This is a genomic window from Bacillus sp. WMMC1349, assembly GCF_013155385.1.
Taxonomy (GTDB): domain Bacteria; phylum Bacillota; class Bacilli; order Bacillales; family Bacillaceae; genus Bacillus.
In genome coordinates this window covers 800,661-821,059 of the sequence record NZ_JABJUQ010000007.1, presented here as the reverse complement: position 1 = coordinate 821,059, position 20,399 = coordinate 800,661, and the positions used below count along the sequence as shown (strand labels likewise).

At 38.4% G+C, this 20,399-nt stretch carries 20 protein-coding genes and 1 pseudogene; 6 read left to right on the top strand and 15 right to left on the bottom strand.

Annotated elements, in window-relative coordinates; translation table 11 throughout:
- Positions 1-3: 3 nt before the first annotated feature.
- Positions 4-789, bottom strand: coding sequence for a recombination regulator RecX (gene recX, locus HOO54_RS06525; RefSeq protein ID WP_172293559.1), 786 nt, complete (start codon positions 787-789; stop codon positions 4-6).
- Positions 790-929: 140 nt separating this feature from the next.
- Between recX and HOO54_RS06520 the strand changes: the two genes are divergently transcribed.
- Together HOO54_RS06520 and HOO54_RS06515 are read left to right on the top strand one after the other, a co-directional pair.
- Positions 930-1,043, top strand: a complete 114-nt coding sequence (locus HOO54_RS06520; protein WP_172293557.1) for a YfhE family protein — start codon at positions 930-932, stop codon at positions 1,041-1,043.
- A 68-nt stretch (positions 1,044-1,111) separates the two neighbouring features.
- Complete coding sequence (locus HOO54_RS06515) at positions 1,112-1,306, top strand: YfhD family protein (protein ID WP_172293555.1); 195 nt, start codon at positions 1,112-1,114, stop codon at positions 1,304-1,306.
- 147 nt (positions 1,307-1,453) lie between these two features.
- On the opposite strand, the gene HOO54_RS06510 is transcribed toward HOO54_RS06515, so the two are convergent.
- The 8 genes from HOO54_RS06510 to HOO54_RS06475 all read right to left on the bottom strand — a co-directional run bounded on the left by HOO54_RS06510 (position 1,454) and on the right by HOO54_RS06475 (position 11,123).
- Positions 1,454-2,026, bottom strand: a complete 573-nt coding sequence (locus HOO54_RS06510) for a nitroreductase family protein (protein WP_172293553.1) — start codon at positions 2,024-2,026, stop codon at positions 1,454-1,456.
- Positions 2,027-2,137: 111 nt separating this feature from the next.
- Positions 2,138-2,326, bottom strand: a complete 189-nt coding sequence (locus tag HOO54_RS06505) for a Mas-related G-protein coupled receptor member D (RefSeq protein WP_172293551.1) — start codon at positions 2,324-2,326, stop codon at positions 2,138-2,140.
- A gap of 161 nt (positions 2,327-2,487) precedes the next feature.
- Complete coding sequence (gene mprF / locus HOO54_RS06500) at positions 2,488-5,037, bottom strand: bifunctional lysylphosphatidylglycerol flippase/synthetase MprF (RefSeq protein WP_172293549.1); 2,550 nt, start codon at positions 5,035-5,037, stop codon at positions 2,488-2,490.
- 238 nt (positions 5,038-5,275) lie between these two features.
- Complete coding sequence (locus HOO54_RS06495) at positions 5,276-5,857, bottom strand: NAD(P)H-dependent oxidoreductase (protein WP_172293547.1); 582 nt, start codon at positions 5,855-5,857, stop codon at positions 5,276-5,278.
- Between the two features lie 132 nt (positions 5,858-5,989).
- Positions 5,990-6,415: a DoxX family protein gene (locus HOO54_RS06490; protein WP_172293545.1), complete on the bottom strand. Its 426-nt coding sequence runs from the start codon at positions 6,413-6,415 to the stop codon at positions 5,990-5,992.
- Positions 6,416-7,335: 920 nt separating this feature from the next.
- Positions 7,336-8,922, bottom strand: a complete 1,587-nt coding sequence (locus HOO54_RS06485) for an alpha-glucoside-specific PTS transporter subunit IIBC (RefSeq protein ID WP_172293543.1) — start codon at positions 8,920-8,922, stop codon at positions 7,336-7,338.
- 15 nt (positions 8,923-8,937) lie between these two features.
- On the bottom strand, positions 8,938-9,705 hold the full coding sequence (locus HOO54_RS06480) for a MurR/RpiR family transcriptional regulator (RefSeq protein WP_172293541.1): 768 nt from the start codon (positions 9,703-9,705) through the stop codon (positions 8,938-8,940).
- An 89-nt stretch (positions 9,706-9,794) separates the two neighbouring features.
- Entirely contained in the window at positions 9,795-11,123 is a 1,329-nt protein-coding gene (locus HOO54_RS06475; protein ID WP_172293539.1) for a 6-phospho-alpha-glucosidase, read from the bottom strand.
- A gap of 360 nt (positions 11,124-11,483) precedes the next feature.
- Between HOO54_RS06475 and HOO54_RS06470 the strand changes: the two genes are divergently transcribed.
- The 3 genes from HOO54_RS06470 (at position 11,484) to HOO54_RS24160 (ending at position 12,736) form a co-directional block, all read left to right on the top strand.
- On the top strand, positions 11,484-11,747 hold the full coding sequence (locus HOO54_RS06470) for a phage holin (protein WP_172293537.1): 264 nt from the start codon (positions 11,484-11,486) through the stop codon (positions 11,745-11,747).
- Positions 11,748-11,808: 61 nt separating this feature from the next.
- A complete protein-coding gene (locus HOO54_RS24165; protein WP_253907632.1) occupies positions 11,809-12,189 on the top strand; it encodes a M15 family metallopeptidase in 381 nt (126 codons plus the stop codon).
- A gap of 37 nt (positions 12,190-12,226) precedes the next feature.
- Positions 12,227-12,736: a peptidoglycan-binding domain-containing protein gene (locus HOO54_RS24160; protein ID WP_253907631.1), complete on the top strand. Its 510-nt coding sequence runs from the start codon at positions 12,227-12,229 to the stop codon at positions 12,734-12,736.
- A 64-nt stretch (positions 12,737-12,800) separates the two neighbouring features.
- Here HOO54_RS24160 and HOO54_RS06460 read toward each other — a convergent pair whose 3' ends face one another.
- From HOO54_RS06460 to HOO54_RS24150, 3 genes are all read right to left on the bottom strand, one after another.
- Positions 12,801-13,346: a hypothetical protein gene (locus HOO54_RS06460; RefSeq protein WP_172293535.1), complete on the bottom strand. Its 546-nt coding sequence runs from the start codon at positions 13,344-13,346 to the stop codon at positions 12,801-12,803.
- A gap of 2 nt (positions 13,347-13,348) precedes the next feature.
- Positions 13,349-15,283: a T7SS effector LXG polymorphic toxin gene (locus tag HOO54_RS24155; protein ID WP_309244900.1), complete on the bottom strand. Its 1,935-nt coding sequence runs from the start codon at positions 15,281-15,283 to the stop codon at positions 13,349-13,351.
- Between the two features lie 244 nt (positions 15,284-15,527).
- On the bottom strand, positions 15,528-15,611 hold the full coding sequence (locus HOO54_RS24150) for a putative holin-like toxin (RefSeq protein ID WP_271339841.1): 84 nt from the start codon (positions 15,609-15,611) through the stop codon (positions 15,528-15,530).
- Between the two features lie 188 nt (positions 15,612-15,799).
- Between HOO54_RS24150 and HOO54_RS06450 the strand changes: the two are divergent.
- Positions 15,800-15,907, top strand: a pseudogene (locus HOO54_RS06450) (YnfA family protein); the annotation flags it as partial.
- Positions 15,908-15,922: 15 nt separating this feature from the next.
- On the opposite strand, the gene HOO54_RS06445 reads toward HOO54_RS06450, so the two are convergent.
- The 3 genes from HOO54_RS06445 to HOO54_RS06435 all read right to left on the bottom strand — a co-directional run bounded on the left by HOO54_RS06445 (position 15,923) and on the right by HOO54_RS06435 (position 20,398).
- On the bottom strand, positions 15,923-17,761 hold the full coding sequence (locus HOO54_RS06445) for a sigma-54-dependent Fis family transcriptional regulator (protein ID WP_172293533.1): 1,839 nt from the start codon (positions 17,759-17,761) through the stop codon (positions 15,923-15,925).
- Positions 17,762-17,866: 105 nt separating this feature from the next.
- Positions 17,867-19,249 carry a dihydrolipoyl dehydrogenase gene (gene lpdA / locus HOO54_RS06440; protein ID WP_172293531.1) on the bottom strand — a complete coding sequence of 461 codons (1,383 nt, stop codon included), beginning with the start codon at positions 19,247-19,249 and terminating at the stop codon, positions 17,867-17,869.
- Between the two features lie 18 nt (positions 19,250-19,267).
- On the bottom strand, positions 19,268-20,398 hold the full coding sequence (locus HOO54_RS06435) for a dihydrolipoamide acetyltransferase family protein (protein ID WP_172293529.1): 1,131 nt from the start codon (positions 20,396-20,398) through the stop codon (positions 19,268-19,270).
- Position 20,399 lies beyond the last annotated feature (1 nt).

Sequence of the window (20,399 nt, the reverse complement as noted above, 5' to 3'; positions counted from 1 at the left end):
CCATCATCCCTCTTCATTTAAGTATTGCTCAATCATATCAGGCGAAAATCCTTTTCTAAACAAAAATTGTTTTACTTTCATTTTCGTTTCATATGAACCATTGTAATGATAGCGTTGCATCGCTTTACCTGCCTGCTTCTTCAATGCTTCCCATTCCGCATTTTCATCATGTTCATCATCTGTTTCCTGTACTGCTTGCGCAATGACATCATATGAAAACCCCTTGCGGATCAACTGCTGTTCAATCGCCTGTTTTATTGCTTTTGCCGAAACTTTCTTTTCTTTCTTTAACCACTTTTCAACATGTTTCACAGCCGCTTCAACCTGTTCATCAAACGTAAATGAGTTTAATGCTGCCTCGATCAGCTCTTGATCAATCCCTTTTAATTGTAGTTCTCTTTGAAGGACATCAGGACCTTTTGTTTTGCGATAAGTGTTGACAAATGCAACCGCAAACTCATGATCGTCGATATATTTATAATCCCTCAACATGTGAATGATTTCTGTGATAGATGCGTCTGAACATCCTTTTTTCTTTAAATAATCTCGGACTTCCTTTGTTGAGCGTTTTCTATAAGACAAATAATCAAGAGCTTTATTAAAACCTTTTTTTATCTCGTCTCCATATTGAATTTCAATTATATCCAGATCATCAAGCTGTTTTCCTTTTTTTAAGTTGAATTTGACGAGTACATCAAGATCAACGCTAAACGCATATTTTTCATCAAGAAAAATGTTGACTCGTTTTTCATTGTTTTTCTGGGTGGTTATTTTTGTGATATATGGCATAAAAGACTCCTTTCTTTCAAAGGAAACGATCTTCATCTATTTTATCAAGAATCTGTTAAAAATCGAACAAAATACACTTTGTATAATTATCTTTGAAACGGACAAGATGGGAATAATCTGAGACTAAAGGAGGCTTCAAAATGGCTGACAAGAAGAAAAAACGGGAACGGCTTCATTCGCCACTTAACAAAACACAGCAGGTCCGATACGGGCGGGAATTCAAAAGAGCGGAAAGGGCTGCCAGAGAAGATTGATGATGCATAGTCATCATCAGTTTAGCAAATGATAAGGTGCGAAAGCTTTTATGTTAAGGAGTGATAAGATGGGCAGAAATTCAATCCACAAAAACCGCGATAAAAACAAACAGAAGCTTCCTCAAGTCCCTGACCAGTATAAAAAAGAGACTGATGGCGTTTATGAGGAATATGCAGCAGAACTTGCAGACCAAGATGACCGCGAAGCACAGGCGCGTGCACAGGCGGCTGACAGCCGTGCAAAACAGCGGATGTCTGAGTAATGGATAGTTATGATAAAGGCGGCTGTTTGTCAGGCTGCCTTTGTTCTTGAGCAATATTGAGAAATGATAAAGCTAGATGGTCTTTGATCGATATGTTATCACATTTAAAAAGCTTGTAAAAACATCTTGTTTCTACAAGCCGAATTTTTAAGAAATTTCCATAAAAACCTGTTCAGCGGGTGTTCTTGTTTCCGCTTTAGGTATTTCTGCAGGGTAGCCCAGTTGCAAAACAGCTGCGAACCGTTCATGGTCTTTTAAGCCAAAAGATTGTGCGAATCCCCGATTATAAAGAAGTTCTCCGCTTTTCCAGACCATGCCAATACCTTTATTCCACGCTAGGAGCTGAAGATTTTGGATCAAACAGCTTACTGCGGCAAAGTCGTCATTTCTAACCCGTTTATTTTCATCTTCTTTTAAAACAACAAACAGAAATGCTGGAATCTTCATGAAATATTCCTTATATTTTTGTAGCTGTTCTTCTTTCATATCAGGCTTAATATCGTGATATAATACAGTCATACTTTCTACAAACTTCTTTTTTCCGCTCTCTGTTCCAATGTAAATAAACCGCCACGGTTCTGTCAATCGATGATTTGGAGCATAGACCGCATCTTCCAGCAACTCTAAAATTAGTTCCTTAGGTACTGGTTCCTCTCTAAATTTTCGAATGGTCCTTCTATCTCTGATACACTCCCGAATACTGCATAAAGTGTCATTCATTAGCCATCCCCCTTAAATGAAAATGATTATCATTACAGATTATAAAACTTTATTTATCTGTTTGCAAATATTTCAATGTAAAGAGGGATTTCTAAAAGCATTAACCAAAGATTACGGTTGTGTGACGATAAACAAGATAAAAAAAACAAGATAAACTAAAAATGCCCCACTCATTACTTTCACCGGTGTTCTCGAAAATTTGAACATACCTTTCCATTCAGAATTAAAAATCATGTAAATAAAAGTTAAAAAAAACGTTCCTAGCGCAAGTATTGATATGATCAAAAAAATAGGATTCATGTTATCCTCCTCCATTACATTCGAGATTTTTGGTTCTCTTTCATTTAACTATAGAGCTCAGAGGTTAAAAACAGCTGATCTGTAGTTTAAATTCTGTTTAAATCTCAAAGCAAAAAGCTGATCAACCATGTTGAATGGTTCATCAGCTTTTTTTTTGCAAATTATTTTGCCCGCCGTCCAATCAATCTTGTGACAAGAATCATGGTCACCGGAAGCGATCTGTTTTTTCGGTAGGCCAAATATTTCCCACGCCAAACCGGTTTATATTTCTCTTTAAAACTACGTAAACCGCTGAAGCTATACATGTAGCGGACATTGTTGAAAATGATGGCTGCAAGGCGCTCCGTCCAAAACGACTGAATGCTTGTCCCTACATTTGATAACGGAGCCATCCCCATATTAAACGTCGTATAGCCTTGTTCTTTCCCCCATTGAAACAGATGAATAAATAATGCATCCATAATACCGCTTGGTGCATCCTCTCCATAACGCATCATATCGACAGATATTTCACCTTTCTGGTACATAAACATCAAATTCATAAAGGCAATGATTTTTCCATTCGCATCTTTTAAAACAGCGATCGGTGCTCTTTGCAAATACTCTTCATTAAAATAACCGAGCGAAAAACTTTTTTCTCTTTTTCGGCCAAGCCACTCATCAGATATTCCGCGCAATTCCTCAAGGAATTCTTTAGAAAACGGAGGTTGTTCAACATGAAAAGTATAGCCTTCCCGATTAAAACGATTGTGAATCGCTCTTAAACCAGCTCGTTTTTTCCCAGAAATTGTAAAAGTCGTCAGGTCAACTATCGCTTCTTCACCAAGCTTGAAAAAACGATATCCGAAATCATGATAAAGACCCATATCCTCTTGTTCAATCTGATAAAAAATGACAAGATAGCCTTTTTGATCTGCCGCATGCAGGAATTCTTTTAAGATCAATGGAAAAGAATCTTTTTGTCCTGAAGGATCGCCAAGTATAACAAGACGCTGGCCGATTTTAGCAAACTGAATAAGCGCTTTTCCATCACTGGAGTAAAAAAACCGTTTATCTCCTAAAAAGCCCAAATGACTAAGAGCATTTCCGCCTTCTTCATTTAAAAAGGTCTCTAGTTTCTCCATGTTCGGTTCTTCGCCAATTTGCTCTGTTTTTTTGTTAAAAAGCAAAATAAATAAACTTAAAAACAGGGGAACAAAAATTGCAGCGAAAACCGTTACATAATTGACATGAATTTCACTATAGATGAAATAATCTTTTGCCAGTATACGACCAAACCGCTCCCAAATCATTGAAGCGATGATATTGTAGTTAAAAAGGGCAAAAAAGTAGATAAGCATCGCCCATGTCATTTGTGTGAAAGTATAAGCAGCTCGATCCCTCATAAATTGTCCTCTCAGTAAAACAAATAATAAGAACACGAGCGGAATCATGAAGATCGCACTAAGATTAAACCCTTTAAATACAGTAAAAACAAAAGCAAATGTTAAAGCAGTGAGCGTCATATAATAAGAACGTTTTGTGCGCTTATAAAGTTCCAGTGGTAAAATGAGCAAAATTAATCCAAAGCTGAGAGACAAAGCATTAAATAATGTCAGAATGTTTTCAGGCAAATCCAACATCAGTGTGAATTTGTCAATTGGTAATGAGACTGAGGCAATGGTCACCATCCCACAGCAAAATGCGATCACAGCGAGTGATCCATTGAGCAGACGGAGCAATAAAGCTCTGTGTATCGTCAGCAAAACATTAGTCGTCTCAATTGCTGGAGCAAAAATCGGTTTTTCCTCCAGCTTTTTTAGCGTATTACCTGTTAAGGCTATTGCAGCTAAAATCAGACCGATGATAAAAGGAATAAATGAATAAGCAATTCGATAGAGAACAATAGCTGTCAGTGTAATTTCTTGATTAACTCCCATTTCACTCATGCCAATCAAAAAAAGCAAGTCAAACGAACCAAAGCCACCAGGTACAAGACTGATCATCCCTGCAACTGAGGCAATGGTAAACACACCCAGAACGATTCTGACATCTAATTCTATTCCCATTGTCACAAGAGCAAAGTACATCACGGCACCGGCAGTAAGCCATTCAATGACTGACGCACCCAAATACGAAGCAAAGACAGAAAGACGCAATCCTTTTTCAACATGATTCCGTTTCTTTTTGATGATCAAAGCCACGAATCCACCGGGAACAATTAGCGCCACCGCAATAATAGCTGGTAAAAGCCAAACTTTCTCCATCAATAAATTTCCGGAAGGTAACAGCCTGACAAGAACAAAAATACTTAGAAAAGATAGACCTAGAAGAATGGAGGACGCAAGCCAAGCAATCCCCTTGATCAACTGTTTCACATCATGAACATATTCCTTATAAAAGATCGTTCTTAAGCCAGCACCTGATAAACCGCCAAATCCGAGTACATTATTAAATGAATTGGAAATCCACGATATTTTAAACGTTTTTCGCTTAGATATTTGAAGTCCTAACGAACGAACGAGAACATAATCGTATAAAGACATCACCGCAATGGCGACAAGACCTAGAAAAACCAATGTGAAAAGATTGGTTCTTTCAATATTGTTGATCACTAGAACAGCTTCCTTTAAAGACATTCCAGCAAGTTCTTTTTTTGCTTGAAAAATAACTAACAGAATAACGGCTACCGGAAAAATAATCCTTAAAGTGGACAGCACATTTTTTTTCATGATATCACTTCCAATACATTACGAAATAGATAATCAAACATAGTTTGTGTAAAAAGATGACACTTCATTATCTTACTCTAAATGACCGTTCAAAAAAAGTCATTATTCATTAATTTAAACTGATATTAAGAAATTCAAACGAATTGTTACACACAGGGACTAAAGTCATAAAAAAAACGCGCAGATGCGCGTTTTTAATTCAACATACTATGAAGTTGCGAGGTTAGGTTCCCCTTCATCAATTCCCTATGTAGAGTACAGACTGGTACACTCGATCTAGCCACTTTTTACGTTTTTCCACTGTAGTGTCTTTTACTTTCGGAAATAAGAATCGTCTGACATTCGTTACTCCGCAAAATTTCAATATGTTGTCTTTAACAGTGATCCAATCTGCATTACGCCGCCAGAATCGCAAATACCAGCCAGGGGCATCTGCTGTATAATAAACTGAAGCAGAACGTGCCTTTAACAATCCCTTTGGCAGCTTTCCTTCATATGTATAGGCTTCTCCAGCGACAAATACACGGTCAATGAAACCTTTTAAAATTGCTGGCACTCCTCCCCACCACAAAGGATAAATGAAAATAAGATGATCTGCGTTTTTAATAATCTCTCTGTATTCAGCTGTTTCAGGATCATTTTTTAGGTCAGACCGCCTTTTCTTCTCATTAAATACAAGGACAGGATTAAACTGGTCTTTGTATAAATCAATCACAGTATAAGAATGCTGTTTATCCTCAAGTGCCTTTATTACCTGTTGTAAAATGGCTCCATTAAAGCTGTTTGGATTTGGATGTGCGTATAGGATAGCTACCTGCAAGAACGTTCCCCCTTTATTTTTATGACTTTCCGAAATTATATGGCTTATTTCACAATTTTTAAAGTAATTAGACTCGAACAAATACAAACCCTTTCCATCATTGCGAAGGAAAGGGGCTCATATCGCTTTATTTTAACTCTCTGAAACAGTTTTTGCCTTCCGCTTCTGGCGAAACAAACTATCAAGTGACAACAGTTGACTTCCGTTTAGCATGAGATGGATGGCAATTGCAAGCAGTGCTAAATCAAATTCGTAGCCCATACTGCCGTCAGTTCCAATAAATCCGGCTGATAACTTGACAGTGAAGATCGCTCCAACCACCACAACAGCAAAAAGGAATCCAACAATCCGTGTACCAACCCCGAGTATCATCAGGGCTCCGCCAACTAATTCAATAAATACGACGACATAGGCAAGAAAGCCGGGAATTCCAAAGCTGTTAAAAAACTCCACAGTGTTGTCAAAACCGCCTTGAAGCTTATAAATTCCATGTAGTAAAAAAGTAAGACCGGTGAAAAACCGTAAAATGAGTGCACCAACTTCATATTTTTTGTTCATGCTTTTGCTCCCCTTTTTTGAACGACTGAATAATGGCAATATATTCATTTCTGCTCAGTTCGTGACATTTAATGTTCAAAAGAGAGCGGTTAGCAATTTGGATGGAGACGATCGTCCTATCCTAGTTTTTCTTCTGCCTGTTTTTTATTGTTGCTTCATATACCTTTTTAATCGCAACATAAATTACATGTACAGCTAAGTACAAAATAAATAAGAATAAAGATACTAAAAATACTCCATTATCCTTGATGACAATCTCATCAGAATACATCGAATAGATGAGCACATAAAGATAACACAAGAAAAACATCAACAAAGCCTCAATAACGAAGTTTAATAAACCTCGCTTTTTCAATAAAATATGATAAAATACTGCATCCAAAATCCCGATAATTAACACCGTGATAAGGAAAAACTTAAACAAAATAAACATTGAATGAAAAGGATCATTAGTATGAATTGACACACTAGGAAAAAAGGACCAATTTAAATCCTCCATAGAACACGAAAAAAGGACAAGAAACAATGAAAACACACATCAAAAAAACAACTGAAATTGCAAAAATATGATCTCCTGCAGAATACCTCTTTTTATGACTCAAAATCACTAAACCTCCAGTTCAGCCAGTGTTGTTCGTTATCTTTCTAAATTTATTAATAAAACGATTTTAATAAAGGCTATTTTCACTATATTTATTTAACATCTTTCGAATTTTAAATAACGGGAATGCAGTTTAGCGAGGATTGCGGAGGAACAAATCCATGAAAGAAATATCCAGCACAACATGATTTGTAATATTCTAACAAAAAACTTGGAAGTTGGACAATGGAATTTAATTTTGTCCGCATCAAACAGAAATTCAAAACAGCTGCCTTCATTAAGCAAAAGGCAGCTTTCATTTTTGATTGACTGAAACGCTTTAACTGTCTAGCAGATTTTCAACTCTTTCTCGCACTTGCGGAACCGACAGACCGATAATGATCTGAAGAGCTTTTCCATTCCTGACTACACCATGGACACCAAAAGATTTAAATGTGCTGTCTGGTGCCACTTTTGATTCATCATAAACACTGACCCGAAGTCTTGTTGCACAATTGGTTACTTCTGCGATATTTTCTTTTCCGCCAAGCGCACGGATGCAAAGGACTGCCTGATCCTCTTCCACTTCTCTTCCTGCAGAAACTTCTTTTTCTGATTCCTTCTTCTCCTTGAAATCTTTTTTTGTATAAAACTTTGTTTCTTGTTGTTCATCTTTTTCACGACCTGGTGTTGCAATATTCATTTTCATAATTAAAAATCTGAAGACAAAGAAGTATATAGCTGTAAAGGAGAAACCGATTAATATTTGAAAAAGATATGTGCTGCCATGCTGGTGAAAGAGCGGAATCCAGTTCAGTGTTAAAATCTCGATTAAGCCTCCGCCCATATTGCCGACAACTCCCGCCATATACATGAATGTTGCCATTGTAGCCGCTAACAAACTATGGACCAAAAACAGCAAAGGTGAGATGAATAAGAACGTGAACTCAATCGGTTCAGTGATACCTGCAACCATCGCTGTCAGTGTAATCGGAATTAACAAACCTGCGACGATTTTCTTCTTTTCTTTTTTAGCTGTTACATAAATGGCTAGGGCAATCCCTAAAACACCAAAGATCTTAGAGTTTCCATGAAGTGCAAAACCACCTTGCGGAAACAGTTCCTTTAATGGCTGTGAGCTTGCAGCATACTCGCTTAAATGTTGTGCCCAATTGGTCACAATACCACCTTCAACAACAGCCGGGCCGAAAAGGAATGGAGTATAAATAAAATGGTGCAATCCCGTTGGAATTAAAATCCGCTCCAAAAACGTATAAACCCAGACACCGAATGCGCCTGATGCGACTAAAAAAGTTTGTAAAGAAGCAATGCCTCCCTGAACCATAGGCCAAATATACGCTGTTGCCAAAGCAACCGGAAGCATAACAAAAAATGAAATAATGACAACATATGATGAGCCTTGAAAAATCCCCAAAAAGTCGGGCAGTTTCTTTTCAAAATAACGATTGTGGAGATAGACAACAAGTGAAGAAATCAAAATCGCACCAATGATGTTCGTATCAAGCGTTTTGATGCCCGCAATTTCTGCCAATCCACTTGTTCCGCCGACTTCTTGACTCATGTCCACACCGAAAAAATCGCCCCAGACAGTTAAAATAGCACCGACAAAATAGTTAAAGGTCAAATATGTCGTAAGCGCTTCCAGACATGCGCGCGCTTGTGCTTTTTTTGCCAATGCAATTGGAATCCCAACTGCAAATAACAAAGGCATCTGCCTAAAAACGGTCCAGCCTCCTTCTTCAATGATGTACCAAAACTGGTACCATAACGTATCCTTTTGAGCTATTTCCCCCATCAGCAGCTCATTTTTAAATAATGTACTGAGCCCTACAACAATACCGGCAAAAGCAAACAGTAACACCGGTACAAACATCGCACTTCCAAACCGTTGGACTTTTTGCATCAATATGAAAACCCCCTATTACTGTGATTTTTTTTGATCAACATAATCAATATAACTGCGGAACAACGCTTCCCCAACGAGAAAAAAAGGCGCAAAAGCAGTCAATTCTACCCCTTGATAAACAGTCACTGCCCGGCTTGTAGCATAGAGATTGTAAGGTGTTAATTGGGCAAGAAAATTATTTTTTAAATTGGTTACTGAGATAAATGGAATTCCTTTTGCAGACAGTGTTTGCGCTTGTGGAATTAGTGATGGCGTTTCCCCGGAAAGCGAAATAATAATAATAAGATCAGAATTTTTGAAATCAGGTACCATTAAATCGAATTCAATTTTATCTTTGATCACCGTTAAGTAGCGGTGTCTAGCAACAAACATTCGCTGCAGTTCATTAGCGCAAGACGTTTGAGCTGTTCCTGAACCATACACAAAAATACGGTCAGCCTCATCAATGAGTTTACATATGTTTTGCATATCCGTATTTTTTAAATATTTTAGACTTGCTTCCATATCCCTCATGAGCCCTGCGAAAGAGTTGGAAACTTTTTGTTGATCTCCCCATTTTTCAGCCTCCCATTTTAGAAAGACTCGAAATTCACTATATCCACTAAACTCAAGCTTTTGCGAAAGTCTTAAAATTGAGGTTCTGGACACATTACATTTTTGGGCTAAGTCATGAATCCCTAACTTATAACAACTATCCTTATGATTCAAAATGTACTTTAAAATATGAAAATCATTTTCATTTAATTTTTTGTAGTACTTGTTCATTAGTTCTTCCAATTGCATATTATTCACCCCATTTATTCTCTACCTCTATTATATAAAATAAGAGAAACAATGGGGTGATATGCAGTCAATAAAAGGAGCTGACTATTTTAAGAAAGTGTTGGCCAATAATCACGATTGACTTCAATTAAATCATCTAAAATCTGTTTTGCCGTTCTTGCATTTGGAACTGTTTTTGATAAAATAATAGCCTGCCACAGCTTTTGGTAGGATTTTTCGATCCATGCTTCCACTACAAGTTTTTCAACAGATACTTGCTGTTCCATTAAGCCTTTTTGAAATTGTGGAATTTTACCGACAGTGATCGGTTCCGGACCATTTTTGCCAACTAGACAAGGGACTTCCACCATTGCTGTTGAGTCAAAGTTTTCAATCGTTCCATTGTTTTCCACAATCAAAAGCATCCGTTCCCCTGTATTAAATGCAAGTGCACGAGCAAGGTCAACAATGTATGATGCATGGTCATCAATTTCTATTTGGCTACCAGCGCTTGATTGCGCTTCAACAACCTTTTTGCATTCTCCAAAGATAAATTTTTCCCGCCCATCCATCACTTCATTGGCACGGGTATACTCAGGATTTGATTTTTTCACCATATCATCTGGATAAAAATAATATTGCAGATACGTATTAGGTAATGTTTCTGGATCAAGCTGGTAAACATCACGCGCTTTTTCAAAAGTGGCGCTCCAACTTGCTTCAGCTTGCTCATGTTCTGCTTTCGGTACATACCCAAACTCACGAACATGTTTCTGAATCGCCGGCATTAAATCATTGCCATCTTTATCACGAATTGATGTCCACCAGCCAAAATGATTGAGTCCGTAATATCTGACAGTCATTTCTTTTCGTGAAGATAGTCCAAGAATTTGTGACATTCGATCTTCAATACCAATTGGCATGTCACAAATGTTTAATACTTTTGAGTTTGGACGCAGTCTCCGTGTTGCCTCAGCGACAATGGCAGCAGGATTTGAATAATTCAACATCCAAGCATCAGGTGAATACTTTTCCATAAAATCAATCAGTTCAATAACACCGCCAATTGATCTCATGCCATAAGCCAAACCTCCGGGACCACATGTCTCCTGGCCGACTACCCCATATTTGAGCGGAATTTTTTCATCAAGTTCTCTCATTGCGTATTTTCCAACCCTAATGTGAGCCATGACAAAGTCAACATCTGAAAATGCCTCTTTCGGATCGGTTGTCGCTAAGAATTGAATATGTGGTGCTCTTTCTTTAATAAAGATTTCACAAGCACCTGCGATCTTATTTTGGCGCTCTTCATCATTATCATAAAACTTCAGCTGTCTGATCGGAAAATCATTGAGATTGTCTAAAAGCATTAAAACTATCCCTGGGGTAAACGTGCTTCCACCGCCTGCAATTACGATTGAATATGATTGTTTCATCAATAAATCCTCCTCATTATAGCGTTTACATTTCATTTATAGCACGCTTTCACCCACTCACCAATAGATTCTACAAAGACAGTTCCTATAAACGATTTCTGTTTGTTTTCCCGAAAAGCGGGAATTTTCCCAACACTCATGTACAGTTAATCTATGATAGGAGTCGTTTATTAATGTTGATTGCAGTGACATTATTTCTGCAGGCAGATTCGGAGACTATTTGATATGGTTTATTCTGACTATGTAGCGGTAGGGATCAGCAGTATGACGGCTTGTGATCATTTCATTAAAGTCAGGGTACGGGGAGAGCGCAGTAGACGGCTTTTTTATTAACTTTATTCAAAAATAAGGAGGAAACATCATATGAAAAACGTTGACAAAGGCACAGTCAGTCGGACGGTGCTTCTTTTTATTGCACTCGTTAACCAGACTTTGATGATGTTCGGAAAGGGTACTTTGCCGATTAGTGACGACCAAGTCAACACGGTGGCAGATGCTTTGTATTTGGTCGGCTCTACTGTGTTTACGATCGTTACGGCGGTTGTCGCTTGGTATAAAAACAACTATGTGACTGAGAAAGGTAAGCAGCAAAAAGAAGTGTTAAAACAAAACGGATTAACAAAATGAGAGGGCTGCCGGTTGGCAGTCTCTTTTAATGGTTGAAAATAAAAAATAGAGGTGTTTTACAATGACGGTATCACTAGAAAACTTGATTGATCGTTCTGTTCGAAATATGGGATCTGGAATCCATCCGGTAGTAAAAGAAACAGCGATCGAAGTCATCAAAAGGGCATATAAAGAGAACATTTATGTACAGGTGACATCTGGCTATCGTTCTTTTTCGGAACAAAATAAGCTGTATGCGAAAGGACGTACTGTGCCAGGGAAGATTGTGACTCATGCTAGAGCTGGACAGTCTAACCACAATTACGGTTTAGCCGTAGATTATGTTTTATTATCCTCAGATGGCAAAACAGCAATCTGGACTGTTAATTCCAAATGGAAAAGAGTCGCTCAAATTGCAAAAGTTTTAGGATTTGCATGGGGAAGGGGATTGGAGGAGCTTTAAAGATTACCCACATTTAGAGATGATGGGCGGTTTAAGTTTGAGCCAATTACAAGCTGGTAAACGTCCAGTCCTCGTATCAACAGTAAACAACGCAACACCAGCGGTTCCTACATCAGATAAAAAGCCGTCGTCAAAGAAATCATCTTCCAGTGGTGGTCGTGCGATTCTCAGAACCATTCAGAGCACCTTAAATAAACGATATAAGCTCAATATTAAAGTAGACGGTTATCAAGGGCCTGAAACATATAAAGCCTTGCTTAAGGGCTTCCAGACCGAATTAAATAAGCAATTTCATGCCGGTCTTGTCGTTGATGGGGTCTGGGGACCGAAAACTCATGCGGCTGTCGTAAATGTCCGTAAAGGAGCAAAAGGAAATATCACTTGGATTCTTCAAGCATTGTTGATCTGTAAGGGATATGATGTGAATGGTCTGGATTCTATCTTTGGTCATGGACTTGAGAAGGCTGTGAGAGCTTTTCAAAGGGCGAATGGTCTGGCTGTGGATGGGATTGTTGGGAGGGTTACTTGGACAGAGCTTTTTAAATAGAAAAGGCCCTATGTGAAAAGGGGCTGTAAGAAACTTTGAATGGAAAAGTCAATCTACTTTACTTTCATTTTTTAATTAATTCCATATATCTTTGACATTCAGCTTGCCAATCTTTTGCTATTTTAAAATCAATTTTTTTTCTTAGAATAACTTTATAGTCATTAATAAATTCTTTAAACGAAACATAATCTAAATTATTTTCGGGTTCTTCAAAATGCCATCTATAAATCGGACTTATTTCCAAAACGATATCTTTCTCATCGTACTTATATAACCATGTTCCTGTTTTCTTAGTCGACCATATCCAATAATCACTATATACGTCCACTTCTTCTTCACCCTCTTCAGGCTCTTCAGGAAGGCTATAAATCCACTTATTCCAGTTGTAACCTACACTATCAGGTTCATAAAAAGCATGTTCTTCTTTAATGACTCTTAATAATATATTGTTTAAGGAAGATAAAATTTCTAATAAAATGTCATTTCCTAACTTGCAAACCACATTATTTTCATTTATCAACCAAACGGAAACTTCTGAAAAAGCAGTTAAATCACTTTCACAACTTATTACAATTTTATTTTTACTATCAATTATAAAATTAATATTCATAATTAATCACCAATAATCTTTCCTTTTTTATTTACTAGTTTGGCTTTTCTTAAAGCACTTTGCATTTGTGGATTAAGTTCATTCCATGAACGTACATGTCCATGAAATACTCCAGGATTTGTTTGGTCTAGGATTACTATCTCTCCATGACTAATTCCTACCCTACGGTTTGTATTTGGACCAATAGATACAGAATTATTCAGAGCTGCTTGGCCATCAATTGGAGCTTTACTTTTTACTGAATTACTTGTTTTTCCATGATAAGGGGCATTTTCAAACTTACCATTTGGATTAACAATAACCTTCCCTTTATCTAATTTCGGAAGTTCTTCAATTCTCTGTATTAATGAATCTCTTTTATTCTCTCCATCAAGAACATTAAAAGGAACTTCCCCTACGCCTGCAAATTCAACCTGTGATTCAAATGGGTTGTACATTCGTATCCCGTTTTTAACCCTTTGCTTGGTTTTATTGAAATGTTCTACACCTTTTTTAACAGCTTTCTTCGGTAATCTAATCGTTTTATCTTTTACTTTTTTTGAAAACTTGTAGATTTTAGTTCCAGTATTACCGAGTTTCCCAAGCTTTGCAGCTTTCCCCAGCTTGTCTACACCTTTTGTTCCAACAACAGATGTTGCAACTGTTCCTGTAGCATACATGAACCATTTCGCTCTACTTTTTGCATCCCCGTTTATGACATCTCTCTCAAAAGAATCGGCAATTCCTTTTTTCATGATATTCAATGTGTCTACAGGATGAGATACCACATGTGAGACCCCTGCTATAGTTTCAAATGGATGATTGACAGTGTAAAGAACTCCATCAACTGTATCACTAGCAACGTTTTTAATTCCCTCACCAATCCCTTCTAATGTTTCCATTGGATGGGTTATATTGTCCCACGTTGCATTAAGTATTTCCTTTGGATGAGATACTTTGTCCCAAACTGCAGAAGCCGCATTATCTATCTCTTCACCAATCGCATGTAAGCCATCTCTGACATTTTCCATCGTTTCTATCGGATGGGCTATCGTGTGTAACCCATTCTCCAATGATTCGCCAACATCGCTAGCAATGCTTTTACCAGCCTCAAATGCTTCGCTAGCTGAACCGACTACCATATCTCCTGCTTTATTTAAAGTGCCTAAAAACGGATTATCCCAAAATTCCTTATCTTCTTTAATTTCTGTTAAACGTTCCTGTTGTTCTGGTGAAAGGTTGTTATAACCAATTTCTTTAGCCATTTTAACATATTCATCAGGGTCAGATACGTTTGCAAGCTTCTCTTGCAACTCTGCAATTCTGCGGGCTTCTGCTTGCTCTTTTTTCGCATTAATATATGTAGTCGCTTGTTTGTCGGTTTTGATTGCTTCTTTATATAACTTATTCGAGTGAAAAGCCTTCTTATCAAAATACATAGGAGAAGCGCTTTTTCCATTACTTGTGGCTTCCATCAATGCTTCGTATTTTTTGGAGACACTTTCAGCTTCAGCCAATGCTTGTGTGTATTCGCCTGTCAAAGATTTATCCAGATCGTCTACAGCATCAATTGCATTTTTCCGAGTTGTTTGTGCCTTTGACATCTCCACTGTGTAATTGTGGTCAGTCCATTTATCAAGATCAACGATGTCGCTCACTCGATTGATGATTGCATCCATATTCTTTTTTAGATCTGAGACGATTTGATCGGATTTTTTATCTGCATTTTTCAGTTCAGTCTTTAAAAAAGACATTTCAATGTAAGAATCGGGCAGTTTTTTCGCTTCGATATCACCAGAAACCCCATTAAAAAACGAGATCTGCATATCGGCAAGAGTGATCCAACTGTCGACAACCTCAGCCTGTCCTCTAAAAAACTCTTTAATGTTATCTGCGCCTTTTCCTGTGAAATCATCGCCTAAATCGGCTACTCCAAGACACGCTGTTTTTCCTGCGATTCATAAAAAAGTTGTTTGGAGGGTTTCTTAGGAACAGGGGTATCGCTTGCTTTAATCTCATTGCAAAAAATTGTTTCTTGACTTATCATAAAGGTAAGGATAACTTCTAAAGAAATTGCATAAAATGAAGACCCGACTGCTTGAACAGTCGAGTCCATTGTACAAAGTGGCCCATCAAAGGGCTGGCTCAAGGAAATTCAGGAAATAGACCTTCCCTACGAACTTCGCACGCTCAAGGGAAGGTCTATTTTTTGTTTATATACGACAACAAGGCAAGAATAAACATGCCAAAAGCAATCATTAAATAGATCGCTTGAAATGTTGTCATGAGCATCACCCCCTTTCCATAGGGTAGGGGATGAGCCAGCTTCCCTTGAGTGAGCCAAGACTTTGTACATTGAATATTTTACCACACACTCCAAAGGGCTGAGAGTGTTTTTGTATTGTTCAAAAGCAGAGTGTTGGTGGGAATTATATAACTCTTTGTGAAACATACATTCGGACGAGTCTATGCCAATTATTCTTGCAGTACTATGGGGCTGGTGGGTTGATAAAAAAACCCCTGACCTTTATGACTGGGTCGGGGCTGGGTTCTGTTTGGTTGGTGTCTGTATCATGCTTTAGGCACCAAGAGGTTGACTATAAATTATACTTTTGCAATCGTTTATAAAAAGTACTTCTCGGGATGCCTGCCAGCTTTGCTGCTTTTGAAACATTGCCTTTTGTTTTTTGTAAAGCATCAATAATCGTTTGTTTTTGAAGATGCTCTCGAAAGGTTAAGTGATCGTCTTCTGCAGATAGAACGTGATTGGACAACTCAAGTTCACTTAAAATCGGCTCGTATTGTGATGAACGAATAAATCCACCTGCTGGAAACAAAACCCTTAACCGTTCAAACATATTAAAAAGTTCGCGAATATTCCCAGGCCAATGATATTCTTGAAGCTGCATAAAAAAGAGCTCTGGAAACTGCGCATTCCATTGATGTTTCTTCTGAAAATAGCGAAATAAAGCAGGAATATCTTCTTTTCTTTTTCTGAGAGGGGGGATTTTTATGGGATAAACATGAAGGCGATAATATAAATCCTCACGAATCTTCCCTTTTTTCAGTAGGTCTGTCAGATTACGATGGGTCGCAGTAATTATTCTAATATCAAGCGGGATTTCAGAAGTCCCGCCAATTGGTGTAACATGCCGTTCTTCAATGACTCTTAACAGGACAACTTGCATAGCATAAGGAATCTCACCGATTTCATCTAAAAAGATCGTCCCCTTGTCAGCTTGTGCAAATTTTCCTTTTGAGCCGCCTTGTTTTGCTCCCGTGAATGCCCCCTGGACATAGCCAAATAATTCACTTTCCATTAATCCTTCAGGAATGGCACCACAATTGACTGCGATAAACGGGCCATTTTCCCTGGAACTATTGGCATGTATAGCTCTTGCAGCCAATTCTTTTCCTGACCCTGTCTCCCCCCATATGTAAACATTTACATCTGTAGCTGCAGCAAGTTTCATTTCATGAAGTGTTTTTTGAAATGATTTGCTTGTTCCTATCTCCCCAGTAAAGTTAAGCAAAGGGATATATGTTTTTACAGTTTTGTTGCGAGGGATTTCAGCTAATAAGATTAATGTTCCAATCGGCATTCCACTGTTTTCTGAGGTGATCAATTCCTCACGTTCACTGTAAAACCCGTGATCAAGCAGATGTTGAAGATGCATCCCGCACCATTTCGAAATTCGTTTACGGATTGGACTGCTTGCGGATACAATGACTTTTTTCTCATTACAGAGAATATATGGTTCGTTAGACTCAATCTTTTCAAGGCAGAGGTTGATCATTTCCATTTCTTTCTTTTTTCTATATTCTCCGATTTCACGTTCAATTGCATGTGCGGCTGTAGCAGCCATTCCTAGCATAAAAGGGTGTCGTTTGTCAGTTAGACAGGAAATATCAATCACCCCGATAAGTTTGCCGTCATCATCTCTAATTGGGGCAGCAGAACAGCTCCAGTGATGAGAAGCGACCGCATAATGTTCCGGCCCATGAATTGTGACAGCTTCTCCTGTTTCAAGGGCCGTTCCAATCGCATTTGTACCTACATCTGTTTCTGTCCAACGGACACCTTCGACAAAATTAATCTTCTTTGCTTCATGAAGAGTCTTCCGGTTTCCAGTTAACGACAAAACATAACCATCAGCATCAATCAACAAGGCCATCATCTCTGACTGTTCCAATTCAAGACTGATTTTTTTTAAATAAGGCCCGGCAATATCAAGAAATAAGAAATGTTTCTTTTTTTGAGTGTTGAATAATTCTTTTTTTAAGATTGACTGTCCTTTATCTAAATACGGATTCACATTTGCATGTTTACAGCGATACCATGATTCTATAACTCTTTTTTTCAACCGGGCTTGATCAAGCAATCCCTCCTGAACAAAACGCTTCCACGTATTTAAATAGTAGGGCGTCAGATTCATTCCATCCTCTCCTATAGGTTTTTTTTCATTATAGAAAATAATTAAAGCGCTTTCAATACAAAAAAACTTCGCATGTTAGAAGATGCGAAGTTTTTTTGTATTGGTTTAAAAGTGAATGGCTTGCCCTGTGATTTGTAGTAAAGCTTCGTGAATGGCTTCTGAAAGTGTTGGATGTGCAGCGATAAAATCCTCCATCGTATCGGCTGTCATCTCAGCATGCATCATGACAGCCGCCTGCCCAATCAGTTCAGTTGCATGTGGACCAACAATTGATACTCCCACGATTTCATGATATTCAGGCTCTGTGATGATTTTGACTTTACCTATCGGTTCATTTAATATAAGCGCTTTTCCATTTGCACGAAATGAGAATTCCCCAATCTTAATATCACCAAAGCGCTCCCTTGCTTTTTTTTCATTTAACCCGACACTAGCAATCTCAGGTGATGTGTAAATACAGCGGGGAATTACCTTGCCGTTGACTTGTGCGGCTTTGCCAGAGGCATGGGAAGCGGCAACTGCCCCCTCATGAAAGGCTGCGTGTGCAAGTTGAACACCTCCAACAATATCTCCGCAAGCATAAATATGAGGTATATTTGTCTGCATATTGTCATTGACATGAATTCCTTTTTTGTCGTAGTAAACCCCGATTTGATCTAGATTTAAGTTTCTCAGTCGCGGTTTGCGACCAATCGCTACTAAACAAAAATCTGCATTCACTTCCAAATGCTCACCATGATGATTCAAAATCGCTTTCTTTCGAGAAGGGTCAAGTTCTTGTATTTCTGCAGATGTGAGAACATTCACCCCTGTTTCTGCAAGTTTAACTCGTAAAAACTCAGCAATGTCTAAGTCTTCTTCAGGTAAAATTTGAGCTGCTTTTTCAATGAGAGAAACTTTTGTACCCATTCTGCTAAAAATACTAGCAAATTCGCAGCCAATAATGCCTCCTCCTATAATACATAATGAGTCAGGAATGGCTGAAAGGTTCATTGCTTCACGACTATCAATCAGCCATTTTCCGTCAAAAGGAGCAGATGGCAGCACTGCCGGTTCTGATCCTGCAGCAATGATAATCTGCTTCGCTTTGATCAGCTCCGTTTTCCTATCTCCTTCACCTTCAACACGAATATCATGTTCAGAAAGAAATGATGCTTTCCCTTTTAGGATCTTAATCCGATTCTTATCCATTAAATAGCCAATCCCTTTGATCAGCTGCTTTACAATTGCTTGTTTGCGGTTTTGAACAGCTGACCATTGAATGACTGGTCTATCACATGAAAGGTCGATCCCGAATTCGCCGGCGCTTTTTACTTTTTCATACATATCGGCACTTTCCAGCAATGATTTTGTCGGGATACACCCTTCATTTAAACAAGTTCCTCCCAAGGGTCCTTGATCAATTAAAACGACTTCTCGACCTAAACGAGCTGCTGTAATCGCGGCTACATATCCGGCAGGTCCTCCTCCAATAATCGCCAGTGTCATTGTTTTTTCACCTTCTTTCTATAATAAAATCGTTGCTGGGTCTTCTACAGCTTCTTTCACACTGCGTAGAAATGCTGCTGCAGGAGCTCCATCCAGTGCACGGTGATCAAACGTTAAACTTAATGGAAGAATATTACTTTTTATTAATTGTTCCCCCTTATAAACAGGTGTAGAATACATGGCTCCAACACCAAGAATTCCAGTTTCAGGGGTGTTTAAAATCGGTGTAAAATATTCCACACCATATGCGCCAAGATTGGTGATCGTGAAGGTTGAACCTTGAATCTCATCAGGAAGCAACCTGCCTTCCTTCACTTTTTTTCCATAATATTTGATTTTTTTTGCTAGTTCGAGCAATGAGAGACGGTCGGCATGTTGGATAACAGGAACAGCCAAACCATCTTCCAATGCTGCTGCGATTCCTAAATGAACATGATCAAAAACCGTTAGACTGCCGTCTTGATATACACTGTTCATCTGTGGGTGCTTCAACAATGAAACCGTCACTGCTTTTGCAACAAGATCGGTCATCGTCAGTTTCATGTCATATTTTGCTTTAACAGTTTCATTTAGTTGAGCCTGTAAAGCTGCTAATTTGGTTACATCAGCTTTCATTGTGATCGTTAATTGTGCACTGTTTTGCAAGCTGTCCGTCATCCGCGAAGCAATTGTTTTTCGCATCATACTGACAGGCTGTTGTTGATGTTCTATTGGATCTGGTTGTCTTTCTGGGCGATCTCCCAGTACATTTAAGACATCAGCTTTCGTAATTCTTCCACCTGGACCCGTTCCTTTCAATGTCTCAATGTCTAGCTGAGCACCTTCAGCTATTTTGCGAGCCACAGGAGAAATTTTAATCCGTTGCTCTGCTTTCCGTTGATCTTTCATATCTGTAGCCGCCACTTGTTCATTTTCAGCACCAATAGAACAGATGACGGTCCCCGGCGGCACTCCCTGTCCTTCAGGTACTTTAATATCGATGACAGTTCCTTCTGCTGGTGCTTCAATTTCCATTTCGATTTTCTCAGAATGAATGCTTGCAATACTTTCTCCTTTTGCAACAGTTTCACCGACTTTCTTGTTCCAGACGGAAACCGTACCTTCTTTCATTGACATACCTAACTTTGGCATCACAACCTCAACAGCCATT

Bases quoted from the DNA above. Each gene is read 5' to 3' on its own strand.
- recX (WP_172293559.1), bottom strand. From the start codon at position 789: ATGCCATATATCACAAAAATAACCACCCAGAAAAACAATGAAAAACGA.
- HOO54_RS24150 (WP_271339841.1), bottom strand. From the start codon at position 15,611: ATGACAACATTTCAAGCGATCTATTTAATGATTGCTTTTGGCATGTTT.
- HOO54_RS24165 (WP_253907632.1), top strand. From the start codon at position 11,809: ATGACGGTATCACTAGAAAACTTGATTGATCGTTCTGTTCGAAATATG.
- HOO54_RS06445 (WP_172293533.1), bottom strand. From the start codon at position 17,761: ATGAATCTGACGCCCTACTATTTAAATACGTGGAAGCGTTTTGTTCAG.
- HOO54_RS06480 (WP_172293541.1), bottom strand. From the start codon at position 9,705: ATGCAATTGGAAGAACTAATGAACAAGTACTACAAAAAATTAAATGAA.
- HOO54_RS06505 (WP_172293551.1), bottom strand. From the start codon at position 2,326: ATGAATCCTATTTTTTTGATCATATCAATACTTGCGCTAGGAACGTTT.
- mprF (WP_172293549.1), bottom strand. From the start codon at position 5,037: ATGAAAAAAAATGTGCTGTCCACTTTAAGGATTATTTTTCCGGTAGCC.
- HOO54_RS06470 (WP_172293537.1), top strand. From the start codon at position 11,484: ATGAAAAACGTTGACAAAGGCACAGTCAGTCGGACGGTGCTTCTTTTT.
- HOO54_RS06510 (WP_172293553.1), bottom strand. From the start codon at position 2,026: ATGAATGACACTTTATGCAGTATTCGGGAGTGTATCAGAGATAGAAGG.
- HOO54_RS06490 (WP_172293545.1), bottom strand. From the start codon at position 6,415: ATGAACAAAAAATATGAAGTTGGTGCACTCATTTTACGGTTTTTCACC.
- lpdA (WP_172293531.1), bottom strand. From the start codon at position 19,249: ATGACACTGGCGATTATTGGAGGAGGACCTGCCGGATATGTAGCCGCG.
- HOO54_RS06435 (WP_172293529.1), bottom strand. From the start codon at position 20,398: ATGGCTGTTGAGGTTGTGATGCCAAAGTTAGGTATGTCAATGAAAGAA.
- HOO54_RS06460 (WP_172293535.1), bottom strand. From the start codon at position 13,346: ATGAATATTAATTTTATAATTGATAGTAAAAATAAAATTGTAATAAGT.
- HOO54_RS06515 (WP_172293555.1), top strand. From the start codon at position 1,112: ATGGGCAGAAATTCAATCCACAAAAACCGCGATAAAAACAAACAGAAG.
- HOO54_RS06520 (WP_172293557.1), top strand. From the start codon at position 930: ATGGCTGACAAGAAGAAAAAACGGGAACGGCTTCATTCGCCACTTAAC.